20 protein-coding genes are annotated in these 19361 nt (G+C 71.4%); 10 read left to right on the top strand and 10 right to left on the bottom strand.

From position 1 onward, the window contains the following. Position 1: 1 nt before the first annotated feature. The 3 genes from ACWDRB_RS56995 to ACWDRB_RS56985 are packed head-to-tail and all read left to right on the top strand — an operon-like array spanning position 2 to position 2247. Positions 2-448, top strand: a complete 447-nt coding sequence (locus ACWDRB_RS56995) for a hypothetical protein (protein WP_449909484.1) — start codon at positions 2-4, stop codon at positions 446-448. Next, positions 445-1416: an amidohydrolase family protein gene (locus tag ACWDRB_RS56990; RefSeq protein WP_449909481.1), complete on the top strand. Its 972-nt coding sequence runs from the start codon at positions 445-447 to the stop codon at positions 1414-1416. The genes ACWDRB_RS56995 and ACWDRB_RS56990 overlap by 4 nt, the downstream gene beginning before the upstream one ends. A 54-nt stretch (positions 1417-1470) precedes the next feature. After that, positions 1471-2247, top strand: coding sequence for an oxidoreductase (locus ACWDRB_RS56985; RefSeq protein WP_449909478.1), 777 nt, complete (start codon positions 1471-1473; stop codon positions 2245-2247). Positions 2248-2256: 9 nt separating this feature from the next. On the opposite strand, the gene ACWDRB_RS56980 is transcribed toward ACWDRB_RS56985, so the two are convergent. The 3 genes from ACWDRB_RS56980 to ACWDRB_RS56970 all read right to left on the bottom strand — a co-directional run bounded on the left by ACWDRB_RS56980 (position 2257) and on the right by ACWDRB_RS56970 (position 4420). After that, positions 2257-2931, bottom strand: coding sequence for a hypothetical protein (locus tag ACWDRB_RS56980; protein WP_449909475.1), 675 nt, complete (start codon positions 2929-2931; stop codon positions 2257-2259). Then, on the bottom strand, positions 2931-3440 hold the full coding sequence (locus ACWDRB_RS56975) for a SigE family RNA polymerase sigma factor (RefSeq protein WP_363985275.1): 510 nt from the start codon (positions 3438-3440) through the stop codon (positions 2931-2933). Before ACWDRB_RS56975 ends, ACWDRB_RS56980 begins: the two co-directional genes overlap by 1 nt. Positions 3441-3526: 86 nt before the next feature. Next, the gene (locus ACWDRB_RS56970; RefSeq protein ID WP_449909472.1) at positions 3527-4420 is read right to left on the bottom strand and encodes a LysR family transcriptional regulator; all 894 of its coding nucleotides are present in this window, start codon (positions 4418-4420) and stop codon (positions 3527-3529) included. Between the two features lie 121 nt (positions 4421-4541). Between ACWDRB_RS56970 and ACWDRB_RS56965 the strand changes: the two genes are divergently transcribed. Genes ACWDRB_RS56965 through ACWDRB_RS56950 form a run of 4 tightly spaced genes read left to right on the top strand, consistent with a single transcriptional unit; the run spans position 4542 to position 8838 of the window. Beyond that, positions 4542-5081: a nuclear transport factor 2 family protein gene (locus ACWDRB_RS56965; protein ID WP_449909469.1), complete on the top strand. Its 540-nt coding sequence runs from the start codon at positions 4542-4544 to the stop codon at positions 5079-5081. A gap of 57 nt (positions 5082-5138) precedes the next feature. Continuing rightward, on the top strand, positions 5139-5648 hold the full coding sequence (locus tag ACWDRB_RS56960) for a PadR family transcriptional regulator (protein ID WP_364250310.1): 510 nt from the start codon (positions 5139-5141) through the stop codon (positions 5646-5648). After that, complete coding sequence (locus ACWDRB_RS56955) at positions 5645-6337, top strand: ABC transporter ATP-binding protein (protein WP_449909466.1); 693 nt, start codon at positions 5645-5647, stop codon at positions 6335-6337. Before ACWDRB_RS56960 ends, ACWDRB_RS56955 begins: the two co-directional genes overlap by 4 nt. Beyond that, a complete protein-coding gene (locus tag ACWDRB_RS56950) occupies positions 6334-8838 on the top strand; it encodes an FtsX-like permease family protein (RefSeq protein WP_449909463.1) in 2505 nt (834 codons plus the stop codon). The genes ACWDRB_RS56955 and ACWDRB_RS56950 overlap by 4 nt, the downstream gene beginning before the upstream one ends. Before the next feature lie 22 nt (positions 8839-8860). Here the strand turns inward: ACWDRB_RS56950 and ACWDRB_RS56945 are convergent, their stop codons facing one another. Next, positions 8861-10048 (bottom strand): MFS transporter, encoded by a 1188-nt coding sequence (locus tag ACWDRB_RS56945; protein WP_449909460.1) that lies wholly within the window; start codon positions 10046-10048, stop codon positions 8861-8863. A 166-nt stretch (positions 10049-10214) separates the two neighbouring features. Continuing rightward, on the bottom strand, positions 10215-10577 hold the full coding sequence (locus ACWDRB_RS56940) for a hypothetical protein (protein ID WP_449909458.1): 363 nt from the start codon (positions 10575-10577) through the stop codon (positions 10215-10217). Between the two features lie 174 nt (positions 10578-10751). Between ACWDRB_RS56940 and ACWDRB_RS56935 the strand changes: the two genes are divergently transcribed. Next, positions 10752-12041, top strand: a complete 1290-nt coding sequence (locus tag ACWDRB_RS56935; RefSeq protein WP_449909455.1) for an ATP-binding protein — start codon at positions 10752-10754, stop codon at positions 12039-12041. A 3-nt stretch (positions 12042-12044) separates the two neighbouring features. Here the strand turns inward: ACWDRB_RS56935 and ACWDRB_RS56930 are convergent, their stop codons facing one another. Further along, entirely contained in the window at positions 12045-12722 is a 678-nt protein-coding gene (locus tag ACWDRB_RS56930) for a response regulator transcription factor (RefSeq protein WP_449909453.1), read from the bottom strand. Positions 12723-12822: 100 nt separating this feature from the next. Continuing rightward, positions 12823-13254, bottom strand: coding sequence for a BP74-related protein (locus ACWDRB_RS56925; protein ID WP_449909451.1), 432 nt, complete (start codon positions 13252-13254; stop codon positions 12823-12825). Between the two features lie 169 nt (positions 13255-13423). Here ACWDRB_RS56925 and ACWDRB_RS56920 point away from each other — a divergent pair, with 169 nt between their 5' ends. Together ACWDRB_RS56920 and ACWDRB_RS56915 are read left to right on the top strand one after the other, a co-directional pair. Beyond that, on the top strand, positions 13424-13678 hold the full coding sequence (locus tag ACWDRB_RS56920; RefSeq protein WP_449909448.1) for a hypothetical protein: 255 nt from the start codon (positions 13424-13426) through the stop codon (positions 13676-13678). Between the two features lie 70 nt (positions 13679-13748). Beyond that, a complete protein-coding gene (locus ACWDRB_RS56915) occupies positions 13749-15218 on the top strand; it encodes an SDR family oxidoreductase (protein WP_449909446.1) in 1470 nt (489 codons plus the stop codon). 20 nt (positions 15219-15238) lie between these two features. Here ACWDRB_RS56915 and ACWDRB_RS56910 read toward each other — a convergent pair whose 3' ends face one another. From ACWDRB_RS56910 to ACWDRB_RS56900, 3 genes are all read right to left on the bottom strand, one after another. Then, positions 15239-16792 carry a cellulose binding domain-containing protein gene (locus ACWDRB_RS56910; protein WP_449909443.1) on the bottom strand — a complete coding sequence of 518 codons (1554 nt, stop codon included), beginning with the start codon at positions 16790-16792 and terminating at the stop codon, positions 15239-15241. 12 nt (positions 16793-16804) lie between these two features. After that, on the bottom strand, positions 16805-18046 hold the full coding sequence (locus tag ACWDRB_RS56905) for a cellulose binding domain-containing protein (RefSeq protein WP_449909440.1): 1242 nt from the start codon (positions 18044-18046) through the stop codon (positions 16805-16807). A gap of 180 nt (positions 18047-18226) precedes the next feature. After that, positions 18227-19225 carry a LacI family DNA-binding transcriptional regulator gene (locus tag ACWDRB_RS56900; protein WP_449909437.1) on the bottom strand — a complete coding sequence of 333 codons (999 nt, stop codon included), beginning with the start codon at positions 19223-19225 and terminating at the stop codon, positions 18227-18229. Positions 19226-19361: the final 136 nt, after the last annotated feature.

The following is a 19361-nucleotide window of genomic DNA, read 5'->3' as shown; positions in this document are numbered from 1 at the left end:
GATGTCCGACACCGCTTCCCTGTCCGACCTGCCGCTGGCCGGCGACCTGGTGGCCACCGGCTTCGACGGCTGGTCCGACGACCTGCGCGCCGAGTTCGACGCGCACGCCCACGACGGCGAGGTGGGCTCGAGGCTGCTCAGCGGGACCGACCGGGTCCGGGTCTGGGAGATCAGGCTCGCGCCCGGCCAGCGCTGGCACGCCCATCGGCACGTCCTGGACTACTTCTGGACCGCGGTGAACGCCGGCCGCAGTCGCCAGCACACCAGTGACGGGACCACGCGCGAGGTCTCCTACTCCGCCGGTGAGACACGGCACTTCGTCTTCGGGGCGGGGCAGTACCTGTTGCACGACATCGAGAACATCGGCGACACCGACCTCGTCTTCACCACCGTGGAGCACCTCGACAGCGCGAACGCACCGCTCCCGCTGCCCGGGGCCGTTCGATGATCGGTCCCCTCGCGGACGGCCCGATCGACGTCCACGCGCACTGGCTGCCGCCCGAGTTGTTCGACCTCCCGCCGGGGGCGCCGTACGGCCCGTTGCACGACCGCGACGGTGAACTCCACCTCGGCGACGTCCCGCTGTCCATCCCGACCCGGGCGATGAGCGACGTGCCCGCGATCCTGGACGACATGGCCGCCGCCGGGATCGGGGTCCGGGTGCTCTCGGCTCCTCCGTTCGCCTTCCCGGTCGCCGGCCCCGCCGCACCGTACGTGGACGCCTTCAACGACGCGCTGGCCCAGGTCGTGAGTGGCTCGGGCGGGGCCCTGGCCGGACTGGGCCTGGTGTCCCTCGACGACGCGGAAACGGCGACGGCGCAGCTCAAGCGGCTCGCCGCGCTGCCCGGGGTCGCCGGGGTGGCCGTCCCGCCCGTGCTCGCCGGCGCTTCGCTCGACCGCGGCGTACTGCGGCACGTCCTCGGCGTCGCCGCCGCGGAGGGGCTGTCCGTGCTGGTGCACCCGATGCAGCTCCCGCGCCCGGAGTGGCGCGACCACTACCTCGCGAACCTGGTCGGCAACCCGGTCGAGACGGCCACCGCGGTCGCGGCGCTGTTGCTCGGCGGGGTCGTCGAGCAACTGCCGGACCTGCGGATCTGCTTCGTGCACGGCGGCGGATGCGCGCTCGGCCTGCTCGGCCGCTGGGACCACGGGTGGCGGACCCGCGCGGACGTGCGGCGCGACTCGGCCCGGCCGCCGGGCGAGACCGTGCGCTCGTTGTGGTTCGACACCGTCACCCACGACCGCGCGCTGCTCGGCCTGCTCACCGCGAAGGCAGGGAAGCAGGCCGTGGTGTGCGGCAGCGACCATCCCTTCGACATGGCGCAGCGCGACCCCGTCGGTTTCGCCGAGGCGGGTGGCCTCGACGCGGCCACGCTCGCCGCCAACGCGCGCGCGTTCCTGGGGGTGCCGGCATGAGCACGCCCGGGTGACAGGTGGCTTCGGACTGGTGCGCACGGCACACCGATCGGCGTGCAACTCGGCCACGCCGGACGCAAGGCGTCGACGTTTCCGCCCGGGCTCGGGAGCGGCTCGATCCCGGCGGCGGACGGCGGCTGGACCGCGCTCGGGCCGTCGCCGCTCGCCTACCGCGGCTATGCCGCACCCGCACAGGCGAGTGTCGCCGACCTCGACCGGGTCGTGGCGGACTTCGCCGCCGCGACCCGGCGCGCGGCCGCGGCCGGCTTCGACGTCGTCGAGATCCATGCCGGGCATGGATACCTGTTGCACCAGTTCCTCTCGCCGCGCGCCAACCGGCGGACGGACCGCTACGGCGGCAGCTTCGACAACCGGGTCCGGCTGCTGCTGGAGGTGGTCGATGCCGTGCGCGGGGCATGGTCGGCCGAGCGCCCCCTGCTCGTCCGGGTCTCGGCCACCGACTGGGTGGACGGCGGCTGGACGCCGGAGGAGACAGTCGATCTGGCCCGGCTCCTGCACGACCGCGGAGTGGACCTGCTCGACGTCAGCACCGGCGGGCTGGACCCGGACCAGCGGATCCCGGTCGGCCCCGGCTACCAGGTCCCGTTCGCCCGGCAGGTGCGGGACAAGGCGATGCTGCCGGTCGGCGCGGTCGGCCTGATCACCGGCCCGGACCAGGCCGAGACCGTGCTCGGCGAGGGCTCCGCCGACGTCGTCCTCCTGGGGCGGGAGGCACTGCGAGATCCGTCGTGGCCGCTGCGCGCGGCTGCGCGCCTCGAACCGGCCACCCTCCGGGACCGCTATCCGCGGCAGTACCTGCGTGCCGTCTGAATCAGGTCGTCACACGGCGATCTTCTGCAACGTCTTCCCCTTGGCGTCGGTGATGTCGAGCCTCAGCACGTCCGTTCCCGGGGGATACTTGATGGCCCAGAGCCCGAGCCCCGGGCTGACATTCCGGGCTAGGTTCGCCAGCAGCCTCCGCCCGTCCTTGGTGACGGCCGTCACTCCGTGGACATCGTCCTTGGCGATACCGAACCAGACGGCTTTGCCCCGAAGCTTGCCCTGGATACGGGCGAACTCCTTGGTGAGCGGCGGAAAGCCGGAGCAGGAGCTACCGTTCGGGCCGCTCTCGCACAGGAAGAGCTCGCCCTTGCGGGGCGCGTCGCTCACCCACATCATCAGCGGCGGTACGGAGGCGATCTTCCCCTTGGGGGGATACTTCTTCTTGAGTTCCTCGAATCCCCTGTAGACGGGCCGTGGCGCGACCGTGATCGTGACCGTGGCGGACGGCGCGGTGGGCAGAGCGGCGACGATGCTGTTCTGGCGCTCCGACCATGGGTGAACCGGCCAGGCCACGAGAACGGCCGCGGCGGCCCCCACCGCCGACGTCGCGGCGACGGCAGCATGACGGCGTCTGCGCCGGGCGCGTCCCGTCGCCATGGCCCGGCTCACGTTCGCCGTGCTCGGCGGCCCCTCCTGGCGCGCCAGCGAGTCGAACACCTCTTTGACATCCATCACGATTCCTCCGTACGTGCGAGACGGGACTCCGGCGCGTCGAGCAGCGAGCGCAGGGTGGCCAGGCCGCGGGCGGTCTGGCTTTTGACGGTTCCGGTGGAGCAGCCCAGCGCGTGGGCGGTCTGCTCCACGCTCAGGTCGCAGTGGAAGCGCAGCACGAGGGTGGCGCGCTGACGGGCGGGGACGGCGGCCAGAGCCCGGTTGACGTCCATGACCAGGTCCCGGTCGCCGCCCTCGGCCGGCCGGTCGGACGGAGTGGGTGTCAGCCGTACCCGGGAGAACCAGCTCCCTCGCTGTTCGGCGAGGAAGACCCGGATCAGCATCGTGCGCACGTAGGCGTCGAGGTCGTCCGCTGCCCGTGCCTGGCGCCATTTGACGTAGAGCCGCGTTATCGCCGCCTGCACCAGATCGTCGGTGCGGTGCCAGTCCTGGCACAACGGGTATGCGATCTTCCTCAGCCAGGACAGCCGGACACTCACATAGGCGGTGTACTCCTCGTCAAGGCTCATTGGTCTCCCCGATAGATGGCTTCACACCCCAGGAGATGCGTCCGGCCAGGGCGCAGGTTGCAACACGCCGGCCGATGGATGGTCGCTCAGGCGGAAGTGACCAGGTCGTGAGCGGCCTCGGCGAAGGCGCGGATCCGGGCGGTGGCGCCGTCGGACCGCCACAGCAGCCCCCATCGCAGCGGCGGCGCGTCGCTGATGTGGACGTAGGCGACGTCGGGGCGTGCGTAGTAGCGCCTGGCCTGGGCTCCGACGGGGAAGGCGCCGTGGCCGGCGCCGATGAGGGTGAGCATCTCGTTGAACGTCGAGGCCGCGGGACCCGGCTCGATCGGCCGTCCGGAGGGAGTGACGTCGGGGGTGCGGTCCTGTCGCAGCGAGACGGGCAGGGTGTCCGGTAGCTGGAGGAGCTTGACCCTGGACAGGTCCTCGAGCGAGACCGACGTACGGCGGGCGAACGCGTGCCCGGACGGCACGGCGAGCATGCGCGCCTCGGACACCAGCACGGGGCCGGTGGCGATGTCCGGCTCGTCGATGGGGAACGTGCCCAGCGCGAGATCGACCTGGCCGTCGCGCAGCCAGGGCATGAGATCGACCATCTGCGCCTCGCGAAGCTGCACCTCGCAGTCCGGCAGCCGCCGGTGGAACAGCTCGGCGGCCCCCGCGAGCAGTTGCCCGCCCGCCGCGCCGACGAAGGCCACCCGCAAGGTGCCGGTCAGGCCCCGACCGGTGTCGATCGCCCGCGTGAACGCGGCGGCGATCTCGTCCCAGGCGGGCCGGACCTCCTCGTCCAGTCGCCGCCCCACGGGGGTCAGCTCCACCCGGCGGCTGGTACGGGTGAACAACGGCACCCCGGTCCGGCGCTCAAGCTTGGCGATCGTCTGGCTGATCCGGGCGGTGGACACGCGCAGCCGCTCGGCGGTACGGCCGAAGTGCAGCTCCTCGGCCAGGGTCAGGAACGCCTCCAGCTCATGCCGCTCGAGCATGTCACCTCCAGATCGTTAACCGTCGCTTCACGATCCTTCCACAGAGCCGCGTTGATCGCCCTTCGCCCCGGGACGAGAGTGGTACCCGCCAGACACCCTCTGACCTGCACGGGAGCAAGCCATGTACGTCACCGCCGACCACGCCGTCGCCACCCCGGCGAACGACCCGGACGCACTGGTACGGGAGCTTCGGGATCGCGCCGAGATCCTGGACGCGCTGTACCGGTTCGGCCTGGGCCAGGACCTCAAGGACAAGTCGCTGTTCGCCTCCGCCTTCGCCGCCGGGGCGGAACTCGACTTCCGCCCCGCCGCCGCCAAGTGGGGCGGCCGGCCGCCGGTGATGTCCGGGCGGGACACGATCGTCGGCACCATCCTGACCATGTTCACCGGCCGGGTGGACACCACCCACCAGGTCACCAATCCCCGCATCGCCGTGGACGGGGACACCGCGCGGCTGACGGCCCTGGTGGAGGCCCAGCATCTGCTCACCGCCGACCACACCGTCTTCGCCCTGCTGAAGAACCCCTATGACGTCGACCTGGTCCGCGACGGCGAGCGCTGGGTCATCCGCCGCGTGCGCATCGACAACGCCTGGTACACCGGCGACCCCACAGCGATCTTCGGCTCCCCGGCGACGACGCCTTCACCCCGGCCGCGCTGAACCGAATGCGGCGGATCCGCTTGAGCGATGCATACTGCATATGCATACTTAGTATCCATGTCGATCAGGCACGGCCTGCTGGCGCTGCTCAGCAGAGGGCCTCGGCACGGCTACCAGCTGCGGGTGGAGTTCGAGGCCTCGACCGGGGCGACCTGGCCGCTCAACATCGGCCAGGTCTACGCGACGCTGTCCCGCATGGAGCGCGACGGCCTCGTCGAGCCGGGCGAGTCGGACGAGCAGGGCCGGGTCGCCTACACGCTCACCGCGGCCGGCCGGGCGGAGCTGGCGCGATGGTTCAGCACTCCCATCGTCCAGTCCGACCGGCCGCGGGACGAGCTGGTCATCAAGCTGGCCATGGCCGTCGAGGCCAAGGAGGTGGACGTCGCCGAGGTCATCCGCCGGCAGCGTACGGCGACCATGCGCGCCCTCCAGCAGCTGACCAAGGCCAAGAGGGCTGTGACGGGAGGCGCGGCTCGGCGGCTGGTGCTCGATTCCATGATTTTCCGGGCCGAGGCCGAGCAACGGTGGCTGGACCACTGCGAGGCCGTTCTCAAGGAGGAAACATGACGGTCGTACGGCTGGCCGAGGTGGCCAGAGTCCACGGCGAAGGGGCGACAGCCGTACACGCTCTCAAGGGCGTGAGCCTGGAGGTCGACGCGGGGGAGCTGGTCGCGGTCATGGGCCCGTCCGGGTCGGGCAAGTCGACCCTGCTCAACCTCGTGGGCGGGCTGGAGCAGCCCACGTCGGGCACGGTGCACGTCGACGATCAGGACCTGGCCGCCGTACGCGACCTGGCGGCATTACGGCGGCGCAGCGTCGGCTACGTCTTTCAGGACCTCAACCTGATCCCGTCGCTGACGGCGGTGGAGAACGTGATGCTGCCGCGCGAGCTCGACGGCGCGCGCCCACGTCTCGCCCGCGAGGAGGCCATGGTCGTGCTGGCGGAGACCGGCGTGGAAGAGCTGGCCGACCGCTTCCCCGACGAGCTGTCCGGTGGCCAGCGCCAGCGGGTCGCGATCGCCCGCGCTCTGGTCGGCGAGCGGCGCCTGGTGCTGGCCGACGAGCCGACCGGCGCGCTCGACACGCGCACCGGCGATGAGATCCTGCAGGTCTTACGCGCCCGCTGCGACGTGGGCGCGGCGGTTCTACTCGTCACCCACGAGCCGCGCTACGCCGCCTGGGCCGATCGGGTGGTGTTCCTGCGTGACGGGATGGTCGCGGATTCCACGGACGTGCCGCTGGAGAGCGCCCGATGAGCGCCGTTCTGGTCGCGCTGCGCATCGCCCGCCGCAACGCGTGGCGTTCCCGGGGGCGAAGCGCGCTCATCATGGTGATGATCGGCCTGCCTGTCCTGGCGATCACGGCGATGCTCACCCTCGCCGCGACCATGAGCGTCAGTCCGCGGGAGGGGCTGGTGGCCGAGCTCGGCGCGGCCGATGCCCTCCTCATGCAGGCGCCCGAGGGTACGGTGCTCCGCCAGGAGCCGAACGGGACGAGCTGGAGCGGGGGCGGTGACGGAGCGACCGTGCCCGGGCGCAGCGCCGCCGATGTGGGGGCGCTGCTCGGACCGGGCACCCGGGTGATCCCGTTCGATGCCGGTGTGCTCCAACTGGGGACCGAGCGGGTCGAGGCGCTGCGGACCGACCTGCGCGATCCCCTCACCAAGGGGATGCGGACGCTGAGCGAGGGCAGGTTGCCCGCGGCCGCCCGCGAGGTCGCGGTGACCTCCGCGTTCGGCCTGCGGCCCGGCGATCTCCTGCGGCCGTCCGGCGCGGCCCCGCTGACGGTGGTGGGCGTGGTCGAGCACCCGAACCGGCCCTCTCTGCGGCAGGTCGTCGGTCCCGATCTCCCGCTGGCGTCGGTGAATGAGTTCTGGTCTCCGGGCGAGAACGGCACCGGATGGCTCGCCGACACCGCCGAGCCCGTGTCGTGGACCCGCGTGAGCGCGCTGAACAGCGCCGGTCTGTACGTCACCTCGCGCGCCATGATGACGGACCCTCGCTCGTGGGCTCGTGACTCGGGCTTCGACGTCCAGTCCACGGTCGGGATCGGCGCCATGGTGATCATGGTGGTGCTGGTGACCGTGCTGCTGGCCGGGCCCGCTTTCGCGGTCGGGCTCAGGAGGCGGCGCCGGGAACTGGCCGAGATCACGGCCCAGGGCGGCTCGGCCGCGCAACTGCGGACGATCGTGGTGGCCGACGGACTGCTTCTCGGCGGGGCCGCCACCTTCGTGGCGACGGTGCTGGGCATCGGGGCGGGAACGCTCGGCGCCCCGATCATGGCGCGCTGGGGCGGGCAGGCCGGCCCGCCGGAGGTGCCGTGGCCGCCGGTTCTGGCCGTCGCCGCTCTGGGCCTGCTCACCGGGATCGTGGCAGCGCTGGTGCCCGCCGTACAGGCGGCTCGGCAGAACAGCGCGGCGGTGCTGGCCGGCCGGACGCCCGCGGTGGCCGATCGGCCGGGATGGCCGCTGGCGGGGGCCGCGCTGGTGCTGGCCGGACTGGGGGCGACCGTGGTGGCGCGGCGCCAGCCGGGTTCGGTGTGGGTGCTCGCCTCCGCCGTGCTGGTCCTGCTCGGGCTGGTGGTGCTGACGCCGTGGCTGGTCCGCTGCACGGGGCGGCTGGCCGGGCGGTTGCGGCTCCCGCTGCGGATGTCCGTACGTGACGCGGTCCGCCACCGATCCCGTACGGCGAGCGCAGTGGCGGCCGTCATGGCGGTTACGGCCACCGTCGTGGCGGTGGGCATCGGCACGTACAGCGAGTACATGGACCGGCGCAACGCCTACACCTCGGCGCGCCCGACCGGCATGCTGGCGATCTGGGCCGGAAACATCGGCGACGCGGCCTGGAGCGGGCTTCGCGCCGAAGCCGCCCGCCAGTTGCCGGGCGTACCGCTGGCCGCCGGTTACCAGGTGAAGGACACCAAGGGCCACCGCTACGCGTTGCGGTACACGGTGCGATGGAACGGCACCCGCACGCGTCGCACGGCGGCCGTCGGAGACCAGACCCTGCTCAGGCTCCTGCAGGGGCGCCATGATCCGCAGGCGGCCGCGGCGCTGGCGAGCGGGAAGGCCGTGGTGTTCGACCCGGCCGCGCTGCGGGACGGCAAACTCGCGCTGCGGGCGGGCTCCACGTCCGGTCCCGGGCGCAATCTCGACGTGCCCGCGGTGCTGGCCACACCCGCCGACGAGCACCAGGGCGGCGCCCTGCTGCCGCGTGCCCTGGTAGAGCAGGCCGGTTTCGCGACGGCGGAGCGCCAGCTCTACGCCATGTACCGGCCGTCGGCGAACTCGACGCTGGCGCGTGATCTGGCCAAGGTGACCCCCCGCGTCACGGTCGCCTCCGAGGAGGGCTATCGCAACATGCCCGACCCCGCTCCCGGCCTGTGGGGCTGGCTCGGCGGCGCTCTCGTCCTCGTCGTCGGCGGCACGCTCGCCGCCACCCGCCTGGCAGCCGCCGACATGCGGCCCGAGCGGGCGACGATGGTGGCCATCGGCGCCCCGCCCAGGATGTCGCGGGCGGTCGTGGCGGGCCAGGCCCTCTACATCTCCGGGCTCGGCGCTCTGGTGGGGCTGCTCGCGGGAACGGTGACGGGCCTGGCCCTGACCCGGCCGATGACGACGCACGGCGCCGGAGATCCCGCCACGATCGCGATACCGTGGCCGTTTCTCGTCGCCGTGGTGATCGGGCTGCCCGTTCTGGCGAGTGCGGCGGCGCTGATCACCCGGACCAGGCTGCCCCTCGCCCGCCGGCTCCTGTGACACCGACCGGCTGGACGGTCGCTCATCCTTCGGCCAGGGGCGCGCCTCGGTAGGCGCGCCAGAGAGCGAGGTCGTAGCCGAGGCCCAGGGCCGCGCCGAGCAGCAGTGGAGCTCCCAGCGCGGCCAGGGTGCCGGTCAGCAGCGTGGTGGCGGCGATGGGAGCGGCCGAGACGGCGATGCTGCGGGCCATGCTGGTCATGCTGGCGGCGGCCGTGCGGTGCGCGGTGGGAACGACCGCGGCCGTGAAGGCCTGCCGCGCCGGTACGTCGATCTTGGAGACCGTCTGGCGGAGCAGCAGCAGGGTGACGGCGGTGGCGAGGTTCTGGGCGAACGGGATGCAGGCCAGCAGCAGGTTGGCCACCGTGTGCGGAAGGAGCATGGTGGCCAGCAGGCCGCGCCGGGCGGCCAGCAGCGGCGCGGTGAGCTGGGCCAGGGCCGGCAGCAGGTTGGCGGCGAAGAACACCAGGCCCAGTTGCGTGGTGGTGGCGCCGTAGCGGTGGGCGAACCACCAGGCCAGCACGGCCTGGACGGCCAGCCCGCCGGACAGGGCGTCCAGGGCGGACAGCCCGGCCAGCAGGCGGACCTGGCCCGGCACCCGCACGTGGTGCCCGCTCCGGTCAGGTCGTGCGGTCTCGGGTGCCTCGGCCTGCGGCGACAGGTGCCAGAACAGCGTCACGGTGCCGGCCGCCAGGACCGCGTACAGGGCGAAGGCGGCGTCCGGGGCCGATGTCCACGTCTGGAGCCCGAGGGCGGCGGCGGCCAGCCCGCCCAGCGCGCCGGATGCCATGGCGGTGACGTTGTAGCAGGTGAAGATGGCCGTATGGCGGGCCGGGGGGCAGTTCTGGGCCAGGATCGCCTGCTCCACCCCGGAGAACGGGGTGTTGTCGTTGGTGGAGGGCGAGATCGTCCCGATGAAGGCGGCGGCGACCAGCACGGGGTAGGACTCGCTGAGTGCGAACACGACGCCGGTCACCGCCATCAGGCAGCCGCACACGATCAGCGTTCGCCGCCGTCCCCATACGTCGGCGAACAGGCCCAGCATCAGGCTCGCGAACACCGAACCGGCGGCGGCCACGGCCAGCAGCAGCCCGGTCTGCCAGGGTGCGTCGCCGTCCTGGGCGAGCAACTCGGCCAGGAGCACGCTGGTGCATCCGTACCCGAAGGTCCGCAGCGCCCGGGCTGCGATGACCAGCAGGCCGTTACGTCCCACTTCGGCGGGAAATCGGCCCCTGAGCTGCGCATTCGGCATGCGGCATGATGGCGCGGGCGATACCCCGGGCACATGGCGAACGCGCGAAGACAGGCAAAGATCTTCCTGTGGCCGCCGCACGCTCACGACCGAGCCGGGCACCCGAGCGGGGTGCCCGGCGCCTGGTTCAGCCGTCCTCGGGCTCGGAGGCGTCGCCCTTGCCCTCCTGCTCGTGCTGGTCGTCCGCCTGGCCCTGCTTGCCTTCCTGAGCGTTGTCGTCGTTGCCGTCCTCGGCTTCGGACTGCTCGCCGACCTGGTCGTCGTCACCGTCCTCGGCCTCGGCCGTCTGGCCCTGCTCGTCTTCCTTGGTGCCCTCGTCGGGCTCCGCGCTCTCCTGGGGCGTGGCGGCCTCGTTCTCGGCGGGGGCGGCGGACTGGGTGGCGGCGGGGGCGGGGCTCTGGCCGGTGGAGGAGGCGAACGCGGCGGCTCCGCCGCCCGCGACGAGGACGGCCACGGTGGCGAGTCCGGGGATGAGCATGGACTTACGCATTGAAATATCTCCGATGTATTGACGTCGTACAGACCCCGTCAGTCTGCGCAAACGTGGGACAGCGGAAGGTTCGGCCATTCATAACGCGGGGTTAATCCTGGTCCGAAGCCGGGCGGAGAGCGTCCCAACAGCGGGTTAGCGGGGCGTTTACCTTGTGTCTGCCACTCTGGAGGGGTGACAGCGCGGGGCGTGCCGCTGCGGCGGCGGGTGCTGGTGGTGATCGTGAGCGTGACCGCCCTGGCCGTCGCGCTTTTCCTGGTGCCGCTGGCGGTCGCGGTGAGCCTGCTCTTCCACGACCAGACCGTGGCGGCCCTGCAACGCGACGCGGCCTGGGTCGCCGCAGCCGTGCCCGACGAGCCGCGGACGCCGTTGAGACTGCCGACGGGCATGTCGGGTGACCTGGCCATCGGCGGCTACAACGTGACCGGCGCCCGGCTGTTCGGCGACGGTCCCGCCCACTCACGGCTGACCGTCTCCAGCAAGGACGGACGCGTCCACGACGCCGTCGAGGGCGGTTTCCTGGCCGTGTCCGCGCCGGTCCCCTCCGATGAGGGCACCGCCGTGGTCATCCGGGTGGCGACACCGAACGCGCAGGTCGAGGAGCGCGTTCACGAGGCATGGTTGCTGTTGGGCGGACTCGCGCTGATCGTGATCGCGTTGGCCGCGGGCGCGGCCGTGCGGCAGTCGGCCAGGCTCGCCGCGCCGCTCGAACGGCTCACCACCGCCGCGCAGGCCCTCGGCGGCGGCGACTTCAGCGTCCGCGCCTCCCCTTCCGGCCTGCGCGAGGCCGACCAGGCCGGGCAGGCCCTGGAGTCGACCGCCCGCCGCCTCGGGGCCGTGCTGTCGCGCGAGCGGGCCTTCAGCGCCGACGTCTCCCATCAGCTCCGCACAGGTCTGACCGGCCTGCTGCTCGGCCTGGAATCCGCCCTGTCCCGCCCCGGAGCAGACCTGGTTCCGGCGGTACGGGCCGCGCTGAGCAGGGGCGAGCGGCTGCAGGAGGTGATCGACGATCTCGTACGACTCAGCCGCGACAGCCGCGTGCCGACCGAACACCTCGACGTCGGCGGGCTGATGGAGGAGGTCCGGCAGGAGTGGCACGGTCCGCTGGCCGAGCACGGCCGCCGCCTGACGATCACCGTGGAGCCGGAACTGCCGCCGGCGACGGCTCAGCCCGCGGCCGTCCGGCAGATCCTGCGCGTACTCGTCGACAATGCGGTACGTCACGGCCATGGAGAGGTCGCGGTCACCGTCTCCGACGTCGGCCCCGGGCTGGCCATCGAGGTGGGCGATCACGGGACGGGCGTGGCCGAGGGCGTCGATCCGTTCGTCAGGACCAGCGGCGACAGCCACGGCATCGGCCTCGCCCTCGCCCGCTCGCTGGCCGAGGCCGAAGGCGGCAGGCTGGTGCTCAGCCGGGCCAGACCACCGCTGTTCAGCCTGCTGCTGCCCGGCCACGGCAGGTGATGGTCATGGCTCGTAGCGGTAGCCGCGCCCCCGTACCGTGACGATCCGCTCCATCCCCTCGCCGTGCTCGGCCAGCTTGCGGCGCAGCGCGAACACGTGCACGTCCAAGGTCTTGGTCGGACCGAACCAGTTCTCGTCCCACACCTCGTCCATGAGCTGCTCGCGCGTCACCACCTCGCCCGCCCGGCTCACCAGCGCCGCCAGCAGATCGAACTCCTTGGGCCGCAGCGCCACCTCCGCCTCCCCGACGTAGGCGCGCCGGGCGGGCAGATCGAGCCGCAGCCGCCCGGCGGTCAGCAGCCGTTCCCCCTGGGCCGGTCCGCGCCGCCGCAGGTGGGCGCGGATCCTGGCCATCAGCTCGGTCAGCCGGAACGGCTTGGTCAGGTAGTCGTCGGCACCCGCGTCGAGTGCCACCACGACCTCGAACTCCTGGGTACGGGCCGTGAGCACGACGATCACCGTGTCCGGCGTCCTTGCCCGGAGCCGCCGGCACAGGGCCACCCCGTCCACGTCGGGCAGCCCCAGATCCAGCAGGACGAGATCGGGTTGCTGCCGCTCCGCCGCCCGCAGCGCCTCGGCCCCGTCCGCGGCCGGCTCCGCCTCGTAACCCTGGGCGGCCAGCGCCTCGACCAGCTCGGACCGGATGACCAGGTCGTCCTCCACGACCAGCACGCACGTCATGCGCCCGATGGTACGGGCTGCGTCGTCAAGGGCGGTCGAACTGCGCGGGCGGCCCCCGGATCGCTTCTCCGGGGGCCGCGATGGCAGACGACGTCAGGGCCTATGCCGTCGGAATTTCGCGCACGAGCTTGGAAGACCAGGGGCACCAGACGTAGCCGGGCAGGAACGCCCCGCCGGCCTCGTCCAGGTTCTCCTCGACGTAGGGGATGGTCGCGTCGCAGACCTCGATCGCGACGTCGAAGAAGTCGATCGTCTCGGGCCGCAGCTGGTAGCTCCAGCGAGGGTTGTAGGGAGCGGGGCGCGGCGCGATGCGTCCGATGACGTGTGGCCGGTCCGTGGTGGCGCCGCTGAGCAGGTCGCGGGCGTGCTGGATCTTGTCGGGGTCGGTGATCTGGACGATGAACTGTGCCCGGGTGAAGTCGGTGAACTCGAAGTAGGCCGGGGCCGCTGCCTGGGCGGGCACGGGGGCGGCGAAGCCGAGCGTCGCGATGGCGGCGATAGCCGTGACGGTCCTGGTCAGGATGCTGCGCATGGAGACCTTTCACCTCGTACGATTACTGTGAGTAGCTTGTCCATGCGATAAGTAATCACAGGAGGGTGAGGGCGTCCCCTGACGTCACAGTGATAACGCTGTCACCGCGTGCAACGGCCTCAATCGCCGTCTCTGGCTGCGGCGCACTCCGGTCCGCCGCCTCCTCCGGGTGACCGGGGCCAGGCTGGGCAAGGTTCCGCTGGAGACCAGCCGCGGCGCGATCCAGGTGCCCGCCTGGATGTTCACCGTCGAGGGGGTCGAGCAGAAGAAGGTCCACGTGGCGGTCGACCCCGCGGCCGTCACCGCCCGGCCCGAGCGGGTGCAGGGGAGCGTCGCTCGCCCGGCCGCTTGGAGACCGCCTCGTGCTCGACTCCGGTTCGGGTCTGCCGGTGCTGCGGCGCGCCCGCGACTCGTAGCGCTCTGACGTGCGGTTATGTCCCGATCTGCTGGGTAGCCCGGCCCGAAGGGCACACCCCACAGCGGAGGGTGCGGAGATGGCGCGTTGTCTGGTCACCGGGGCGACCGGCTACATCGGCGGCCGGCTGGCCCCCGAACTGCTCGCGGCAGGTCACGAGGTCCGCTGCATGGCACGATCCCCTGAGAGGCTGCGGGACCTGCCCTGGGTGGCGCGGACGTCGGTCGTCAAGGCGGACGCCACCGATCCCGGACAGACCCGGGAGGCCCTGGACGGCATCGAGGTGGCCTACTACCTGATCCACACGATGGGCGGGGCCGGGCAGTTCGCCGAGAACGACCGCAGGGCCGCCGAGACGTTCGCGGCGGCGGCCGAGCAGGCGGGGGTACGTCGCATCGTCTACCTCGGTGGGCTCGTCCCCAGCGAGCGGCTTTCCCCTCATCTGCGGTCCAGGGCGGAGGTGGGCGAGATCTTCCTGCGGGCAGGCGTGCCGGCGGTGGTGCTGCGGGCCGCGGTCATCATCGGCTCCGGTTCGGCGTCGTTCGAGATGCTGCGATACCTGACCGAACGGTTGCCGGTCATGACGACGCCCCGCTGGGTGCACACCCGCACGCAACCCATCGCCGTACGGGACGTGCTGCGTTACCTCACCGCCTGGGCGAGCGTGCCCGACGAGGTCAACCGTGCCTTCGACATCGGCGGCCCGGACGTGCTGACCTACGCCGACATGATGCACGGGTACGCGTCCGTGTCCGGTCTGCCCCACCGCGCGATCATTCCCGTGAGGGTGCTCACCCCGAGGTTGTCGAGCCTTTGGGTGGGCCTGGTCACCCCGGTCCCGTCGGGGATCGCGCGGCCGCTGGTCGAGTCACTGCGCAATGAGGGGATCTGCGGCGAGCACGACATCGCTCGCTACGTGACCGACCCGGAGGACGGGTTGATCGGTTTCCGCGAGGCCGTCTCACTGGCGCTCAAGAAGATCAAGGAGGCGGACGTCGCCACTCGCTGGTCCTCGGCCTCCACACCCGGCGCCCCGAGCGATCCGCTGCCGACCGATCCCGACTGGGCGGGCGGCAGCCTCTACATCGACTGCCGCAGCCTCCGGGTGGACGCGGACCCCGAGGCGTTGTGGCAGGTCATCGAGGGTATCGGCGGTCACAACGGCTGGTACTCCCTTCCGGTCGCCTGGCACCTGCGCGGCCTGCTGGACAGGCTCTTCGGCGGCGTCGGGCTGCGCCGCGGGCGGCGTGACGCACACCGGCTGAGGACGGGCGACACGCTCGACTTCTGGCGGGTGGAAGAGGTGCTGCCCGGTCGCCTGCTGCGGTTGCGCGCCGAGATGCGACTGCCGGGCCTGGCCTGGCTGGAACTGAGCGTCTCCCGCTCCGGCGGTGGCACCTTCTACCGGCAGCGGGCGATCTTCCACCCGCACGGCCTGCTCGGGCACCTCTACTGGTGGGCGATCAGCCCCTTCCACGGCCTGATCTTCGGGCGCATGCCCGTCAACGTGGCGGCGGCCGCCGCCCGGCGAAAGGCCGTGCCCGCGTAGGACCCTGTCGCATGGGTCGCTTACCTTCCTTGAGAGGTCGGGGTCGTGCAGGTGAAGCCGGTGGGGGCGGTCGAGCCGTTGCCGTTGGCGGTGAAGCCGAACGTCGTCGTCCCGTTGGCGGCGATGGTGCCGTTGTGCGAGGCGTTCCCGACGGTCACCGTGCCGGTGGTGCCGGTGTTCACGCCGTTCCACAGGCTGGTGATGGTCTGGCCACCGGCCAGCGTCAGCTTCACGGTCCAGCCGTCGATCGCGGACGGCCCGTTGTTGCTGACGGTCACCTCGCTCTGGAAGCCGGTGCCCCAGTCGTTGACCAGCCGGTACGTCGCCCCGCAACCACTCGGCGACGACGTGGTGCCGCCGCTGACCCGGTACACGACGGTGCCGTGCGACGGCACGGCGGCCGAGATGGTGCCGGTGCTGGTGCTGACGGTGTTCGTCCACGCGTCGCGCAGGGTGAACGAATCGCCCGTCAAACCGATCGCGGACGCGGTGGTGCTGATCGTGGTCGTGCCGCCGCCCTGGTTGAACAGGGCGACCGCGACGTCGCCGTTGCCGAGCTTCTTGGCCAGCACGCGCCGGGTTCCGTCGTTGCTGACCTGGTGTGCCTGCAGGCCGAGCGGATCCTGGTTGATGGCGATCAGGTTCGGGTTCTTCAGGATGGTCGTCGTCGCCGGGTCCATGGCGCGCAGGTCGTTCCCGGCGATGAGGGGTGAGGCCATGATCGCCCAGAGGGCGAAGTGGCTGCGCATCTCGGTGTCGGTCATGCCGCCCCGGCCGATCTCCATCATGTCGGGGTCGTTGAACGCGCCTGGCCTGGCGTACGAGGCGAGTGGGACGGTGACGTCGACGATGTTCTGGATGCCCATCGGGTACCCGTTCGTCTGGCCGGTGTTCCACTTGTTGGTGATGTCCTCGGTCGTCCGCCACAGGTTGGCGACGTCGCCCCAGTTGCGCTGGGGCCCGGTCTTGGCGTGGATGCTGTTCGGGTTGATGCTGTAGACGATCGGCCGCCCGGTCGCCGCCAGCGCGTCGCGCATCTTCGCGAACGTGCGGACCTGGTCGTCGATGGTGCCGTTGGGCGAGCACCAGTCGTACTTCAGGTAGTCCACCCCCCAGGCGGCGAACTGCTTGGCGTCCTGGACCTCGTGCCCCTGGCTTCCGGTCGCGCCCGGGTAGCCGCCGAAGTACTGGGCGCAGGTCTTGTCCACGGGCACCTGGTAGATGCCGAACTTCAGCCCTTTGGCGTGCAGGTACTCGCCGAGGGCCTTCATCCCGCCGGGGAATCGCGACGGGTTGCCCCGCAGGTTCCCCGCCGAGTCGCGGGCGGGGTCGAACCAGCAGTCGTCGACCACGACGTACTTGTAGCCGAGGTCGCGCAGGCCGGAGTTGACGATGGCGTCGGCCATCTGCTTGATCAGCGTCTCGTTGATGCTGCAGCCGAAGGTGTTCCAGCTGTTCCAGCCCATGGGGGGCGTGCGGGCGACCCCGTTGTCCAGGGCGCCGGCCTGGTCTTCCAGGGCGATCAGACCGCCTATGAGAATGCCGGCGGCGAGAAGCGTTCCGACCGTGCGCAAGGACCCTCCTCATCAGGGGCTGGTGCAGGTGGCGGTGGGGGTGGCCGCGGTGCCGCTGGCGGTGAAGCCGAAGGTGGTGGAGGCGCCCGCGGCGATGGAGCCGTTGTAGGAGGCGTTGCGGACCGTCACGGCGGAGCCGGAGCCGCTCTGCGTGCCGTTCCACAGGCTGCTGATGCTCTGCCCGCCGGGCCAGGTCCACTTCACGGTCCAGCCGTCGACCGGCGCGCTGCCCGCCCGGACCGTCACCGTCGACTGGAACCCGCCGTCCCAGCTGTTGGTTGTCTCGATCGCGGCCGAGCACGCCCCCGGAACGGGGGTCGGTGTCGGTGTCGGGCCGCTCTGGAACTGGGTGAAGAACTTCCACACCTCCGCCGGGACCCAGGTCCGCGAGCCGCTGTCGCCGCCGGCCCCGTCCTGTGGCGCGGCGATGTGACCTTCGTCGAACGCAGCCCAGACGACCGGATGGCCGGCCGAGCATCCGGAGTAGGTGGTGACTCGGTGCGTCAGGCTGCCCTGCGCCGGCTCGGGCGGGCTCTGGGCGGTGCAGCCGTTGTTCCGGACGAACCGGTCACGCAGGGATCGTCCGCCGGAGATGTTGAGCACGCCGTCCCTGATGCCGTGGATCCCCAGGTAGGCGATCGGCTGGGTGCCGCCGCTGCAGCCGCTGAGCTGGCCGCCGGACTGGACCGCGACCGCGCGGAAGACGTTGGCGCGGGCGCAGGCGATCGCGTACGACATGGCGCCGCCGTAGCTGAAACCCGTGGCGAACAGCTGCGTGGTGTCGACGCAGAGAGCTCCCTCGATCTGCCGGACCAGGTCGTCGACGAAGGTCAGGTCCTCACCATTGGAGTTGCCCCAGCCGTTGTTGAAGCCCTGAGGGGCGACGAAGATCGTGCTGTTGTTCGCCAGGCGCTGGAGCCCGTAGTAGGCCCAGACGTCCCGTTGCACGGTCTGGCCCGTGGCGACGTCGGTGGCGGTGCCGCCCAGCCAGTGGAGCCCGAAGATCAGCCGGTAGGGGTGGTTCATGTCGTAGTTGTCGGGGACCTTGAGGATGTAGCTGCGGTTCTTGCCGCTGGTCTGGATCGAACGCGTACCGCTCGCCAGCCCCGGTGCCTTGCCGCATCCCGCGGTCGCCGCGACGGCACCGGGTGACGCCCTGCCGGAGTCGGCGCTCAGTGCCGGGCCGCCGGTGGCTACCAGGACGACGAGCGCCACGACCGCTAAGGCGGTCAACAAGGGTCTACGTCTGGACATCGCGCAACTCTCTCTGCCGAGCCGATGCATGAGGTGCGTTATCGATAACACCCAACGGTGTAAGGGCGGCGCCCAGCGCATGTCAAGGCAGGGTGAAAGTTTCAGCGTGGCGGGTTGGTGGCCATCGCAGCTATTGGCCGGCCCATGCGTTATCGATCACACACCGCCCTGCCCGCACGCCTACGGTGGCGGACCCACGGTCTCGCGTACGATCACCCGGTTGATCGACCGTGAGGGGGATTCCGGCACCGGCTCGCCCCGGACCTCCGCGATGAGCTTGGCCATGGCCTCCCGCCCCTGAACCTCGCGATCGACGGCCACCGTGGAGAGCGACGGGCTGGCGAAGCGCCCCAGTTCCTCGTCGTCCCAGCCGAACACGCTGACGTCGTCGGGAACGCGCCAGCCCCGGGAGAGCGCTCCTCGTACGGCGCCCATGGCCACGTGGTCGTTCGCGGCGACGACGGCGGTCACGCCGCTTCTTTCGGGCAGCCCCCGGACGGCGTCGTAGCCGGACTGCGGGCTCCAGTCCCCGAGGGCGATGCCGTACGACGTGAGCCCGTACTGCTTGATCGTCTGCTCGTAGAGCAGTTTGCGATTGCGGGCGGAGGCGAAAGCCTGCGTGCCGGCGATGTGGAAGAAGACTCTGTGCCCCAGCGAGGCGAGATATTCGATGATCTCGCGGATCGGAGAGGCGTCCGCGAGCTCGTTGACGCTGCGGAGGTTGTCGTCGTAGTCGCCCGTGACGACGATGGGGACGGGCGACGCCCCGGGGTCGATCTCGAGGGGCGTCAAGGACAGGATGCCCTCGACCTGCCCCGAGCCCGCGAGCTCCAGGATCCGCTCCGTCCTGGCGCGGGGGTCGCCCTCCATGCTGACGACCTCCAGCTGGAAGCCTTCGGCGTGAGCGGCCGTGGAGGCGGCGCTGAGCAGGCGTACCGGCCACAGATAGGTGGAGGCGGGAAGGGTGATCGCCAGCCGGTTGGTGCGCCGGGTGCGCATGGAGCGCGCGACCAGGTTGGGCCGGTAGTTGAGCTCCTGGACGACCAGGTCGATCTTCCTGCGGGTCTCCGGCTTCAAGCCTTCGTTGTGGCGGAAGTAGCGGGAAACCGTCTGGTGGGAAACGCCCGCACGCCGGGCCACCTCGTGGATCGTGACGCGCGGCGTCCCGGACTCGCCCAAGGGGACCCCCTTTCCTCGCTCCTTGCGGGACAGCCTAGCGTTGACGCTAAAGTGATCGATCACTAATATGCGATCGCGCCGGCCGACAACCTGGCCGGCCTGCGCGCGGCACTCAACGGGGTCGACTCGTCGAGGC

The organism is Nonomuraea sp. NPDC003707, assembly GCF_053587055.1.
Note: the sequence above shows the minus strand (reverse complement) of the source record. Positions and strands in the feature narration are given on the sequence as shown.

Excerpts from the sequence above, each read along its gene's own strand:
- ACWDRB_RS56940 (WP_449909458.1), bottom strand. The coding sequence starts at position 10,577 with ATGCGTAAGTCCATGCTCATCCCCGGACTCGCCACCGTGGCCGTCCTC.
- ACWDRB_RS56975 (WP_363985275.1), bottom strand. The coding sequence starts at position 3,440 with ATGAGCCTTGACGAGGAGTACACCGCCTATGTGAGTGTCCGGCTGTCC.
- ACWDRB_RS56980 (WP_449909475.1), bottom strand. The coding sequence starts at position 2,931 with ATGGATGTCAAAGAGGTGTTCGACTCGCTGGCGCGCCAGGAGGGGCCG.
- ACWDRB_RS56915 (WP_449909446.1), top strand. The coding sequence starts at position 13,749 with ATGGCGCGTTGTCTGGTCACCGGGGCGACCGGCTACATCGGCGGCCGG.
- ACWDRB_RS56960 (WP_364250310.1), top strand. The coding sequence starts at position 5,139 with ATGTCGATCAGGCACGGCCTGCTGGCGCTGCTCAGCAGAGGGCCTCGG.
- ACWDRB_RS56990 (WP_449909481.1), top strand. The coding sequence starts at position 445 with ATGATCGGTCCCCTCGCGGACGGCCCGATCGACGTCCACGCGCACTGG.
- ACWDRB_RS56950 (WP_449909463.1), top strand. The coding sequence starts at position 6,334 with ATGAGCGCCGTTCTGGTCGCGCTGCGCATCGCCCGCCGCAACGCGTGG.
- ACWDRB_RS56970 (WP_449909472.1), bottom strand. The coding sequence starts at position 4,420 with ATGCTCGAGCGGCATGAGCTGGAGGCGTTCCTGACCCTGGCCGAGGAG.
- ACWDRB_RS56905 (WP_449909440.1), bottom strand. The coding sequence starts at position 18,046 with ATGTCCAGACGTAGACCCTTGTTGACCGCCTTAGCGGTCGTGGCGCTC.
- ACWDRB_RS56995 (WP_449909484.1), top strand. The coding sequence starts at position 2 with ATGTCCGACACCGCTTCCCTGTCCGACCTGCCGCTGGCCGGCGACCTG.
- ACWDRB_RS56930 (WP_449909453.1), bottom strand. The coding sequence starts at position 12,722 with ATGACGTGCGTGCTGGTCGTGGAGGACGACCTGGTCATCCGGTCCGAG.
- ACWDRB_RS56965 (WP_449909469.1), top strand. The coding sequence starts at position 4,542 with ATGTACGTCACCGCCGACCACGCCGTCGCCACCCCGGCGAACGACCCG.
- ACWDRB_RS56925 (WP_449909451.1), bottom strand. The coding sequence starts at position 13,254 with ATGCGCAGCATCCTGACCAGGACCGTCACGGCTATCGCCGCCATCGCG.
- ACWDRB_RS56955 (WP_449909466.1), top strand. The coding sequence starts at position 5,645 with ATGACGGTCGTACGGCTGGCCGAGGTGGCCAGAGTCCACGGCGAAGGG.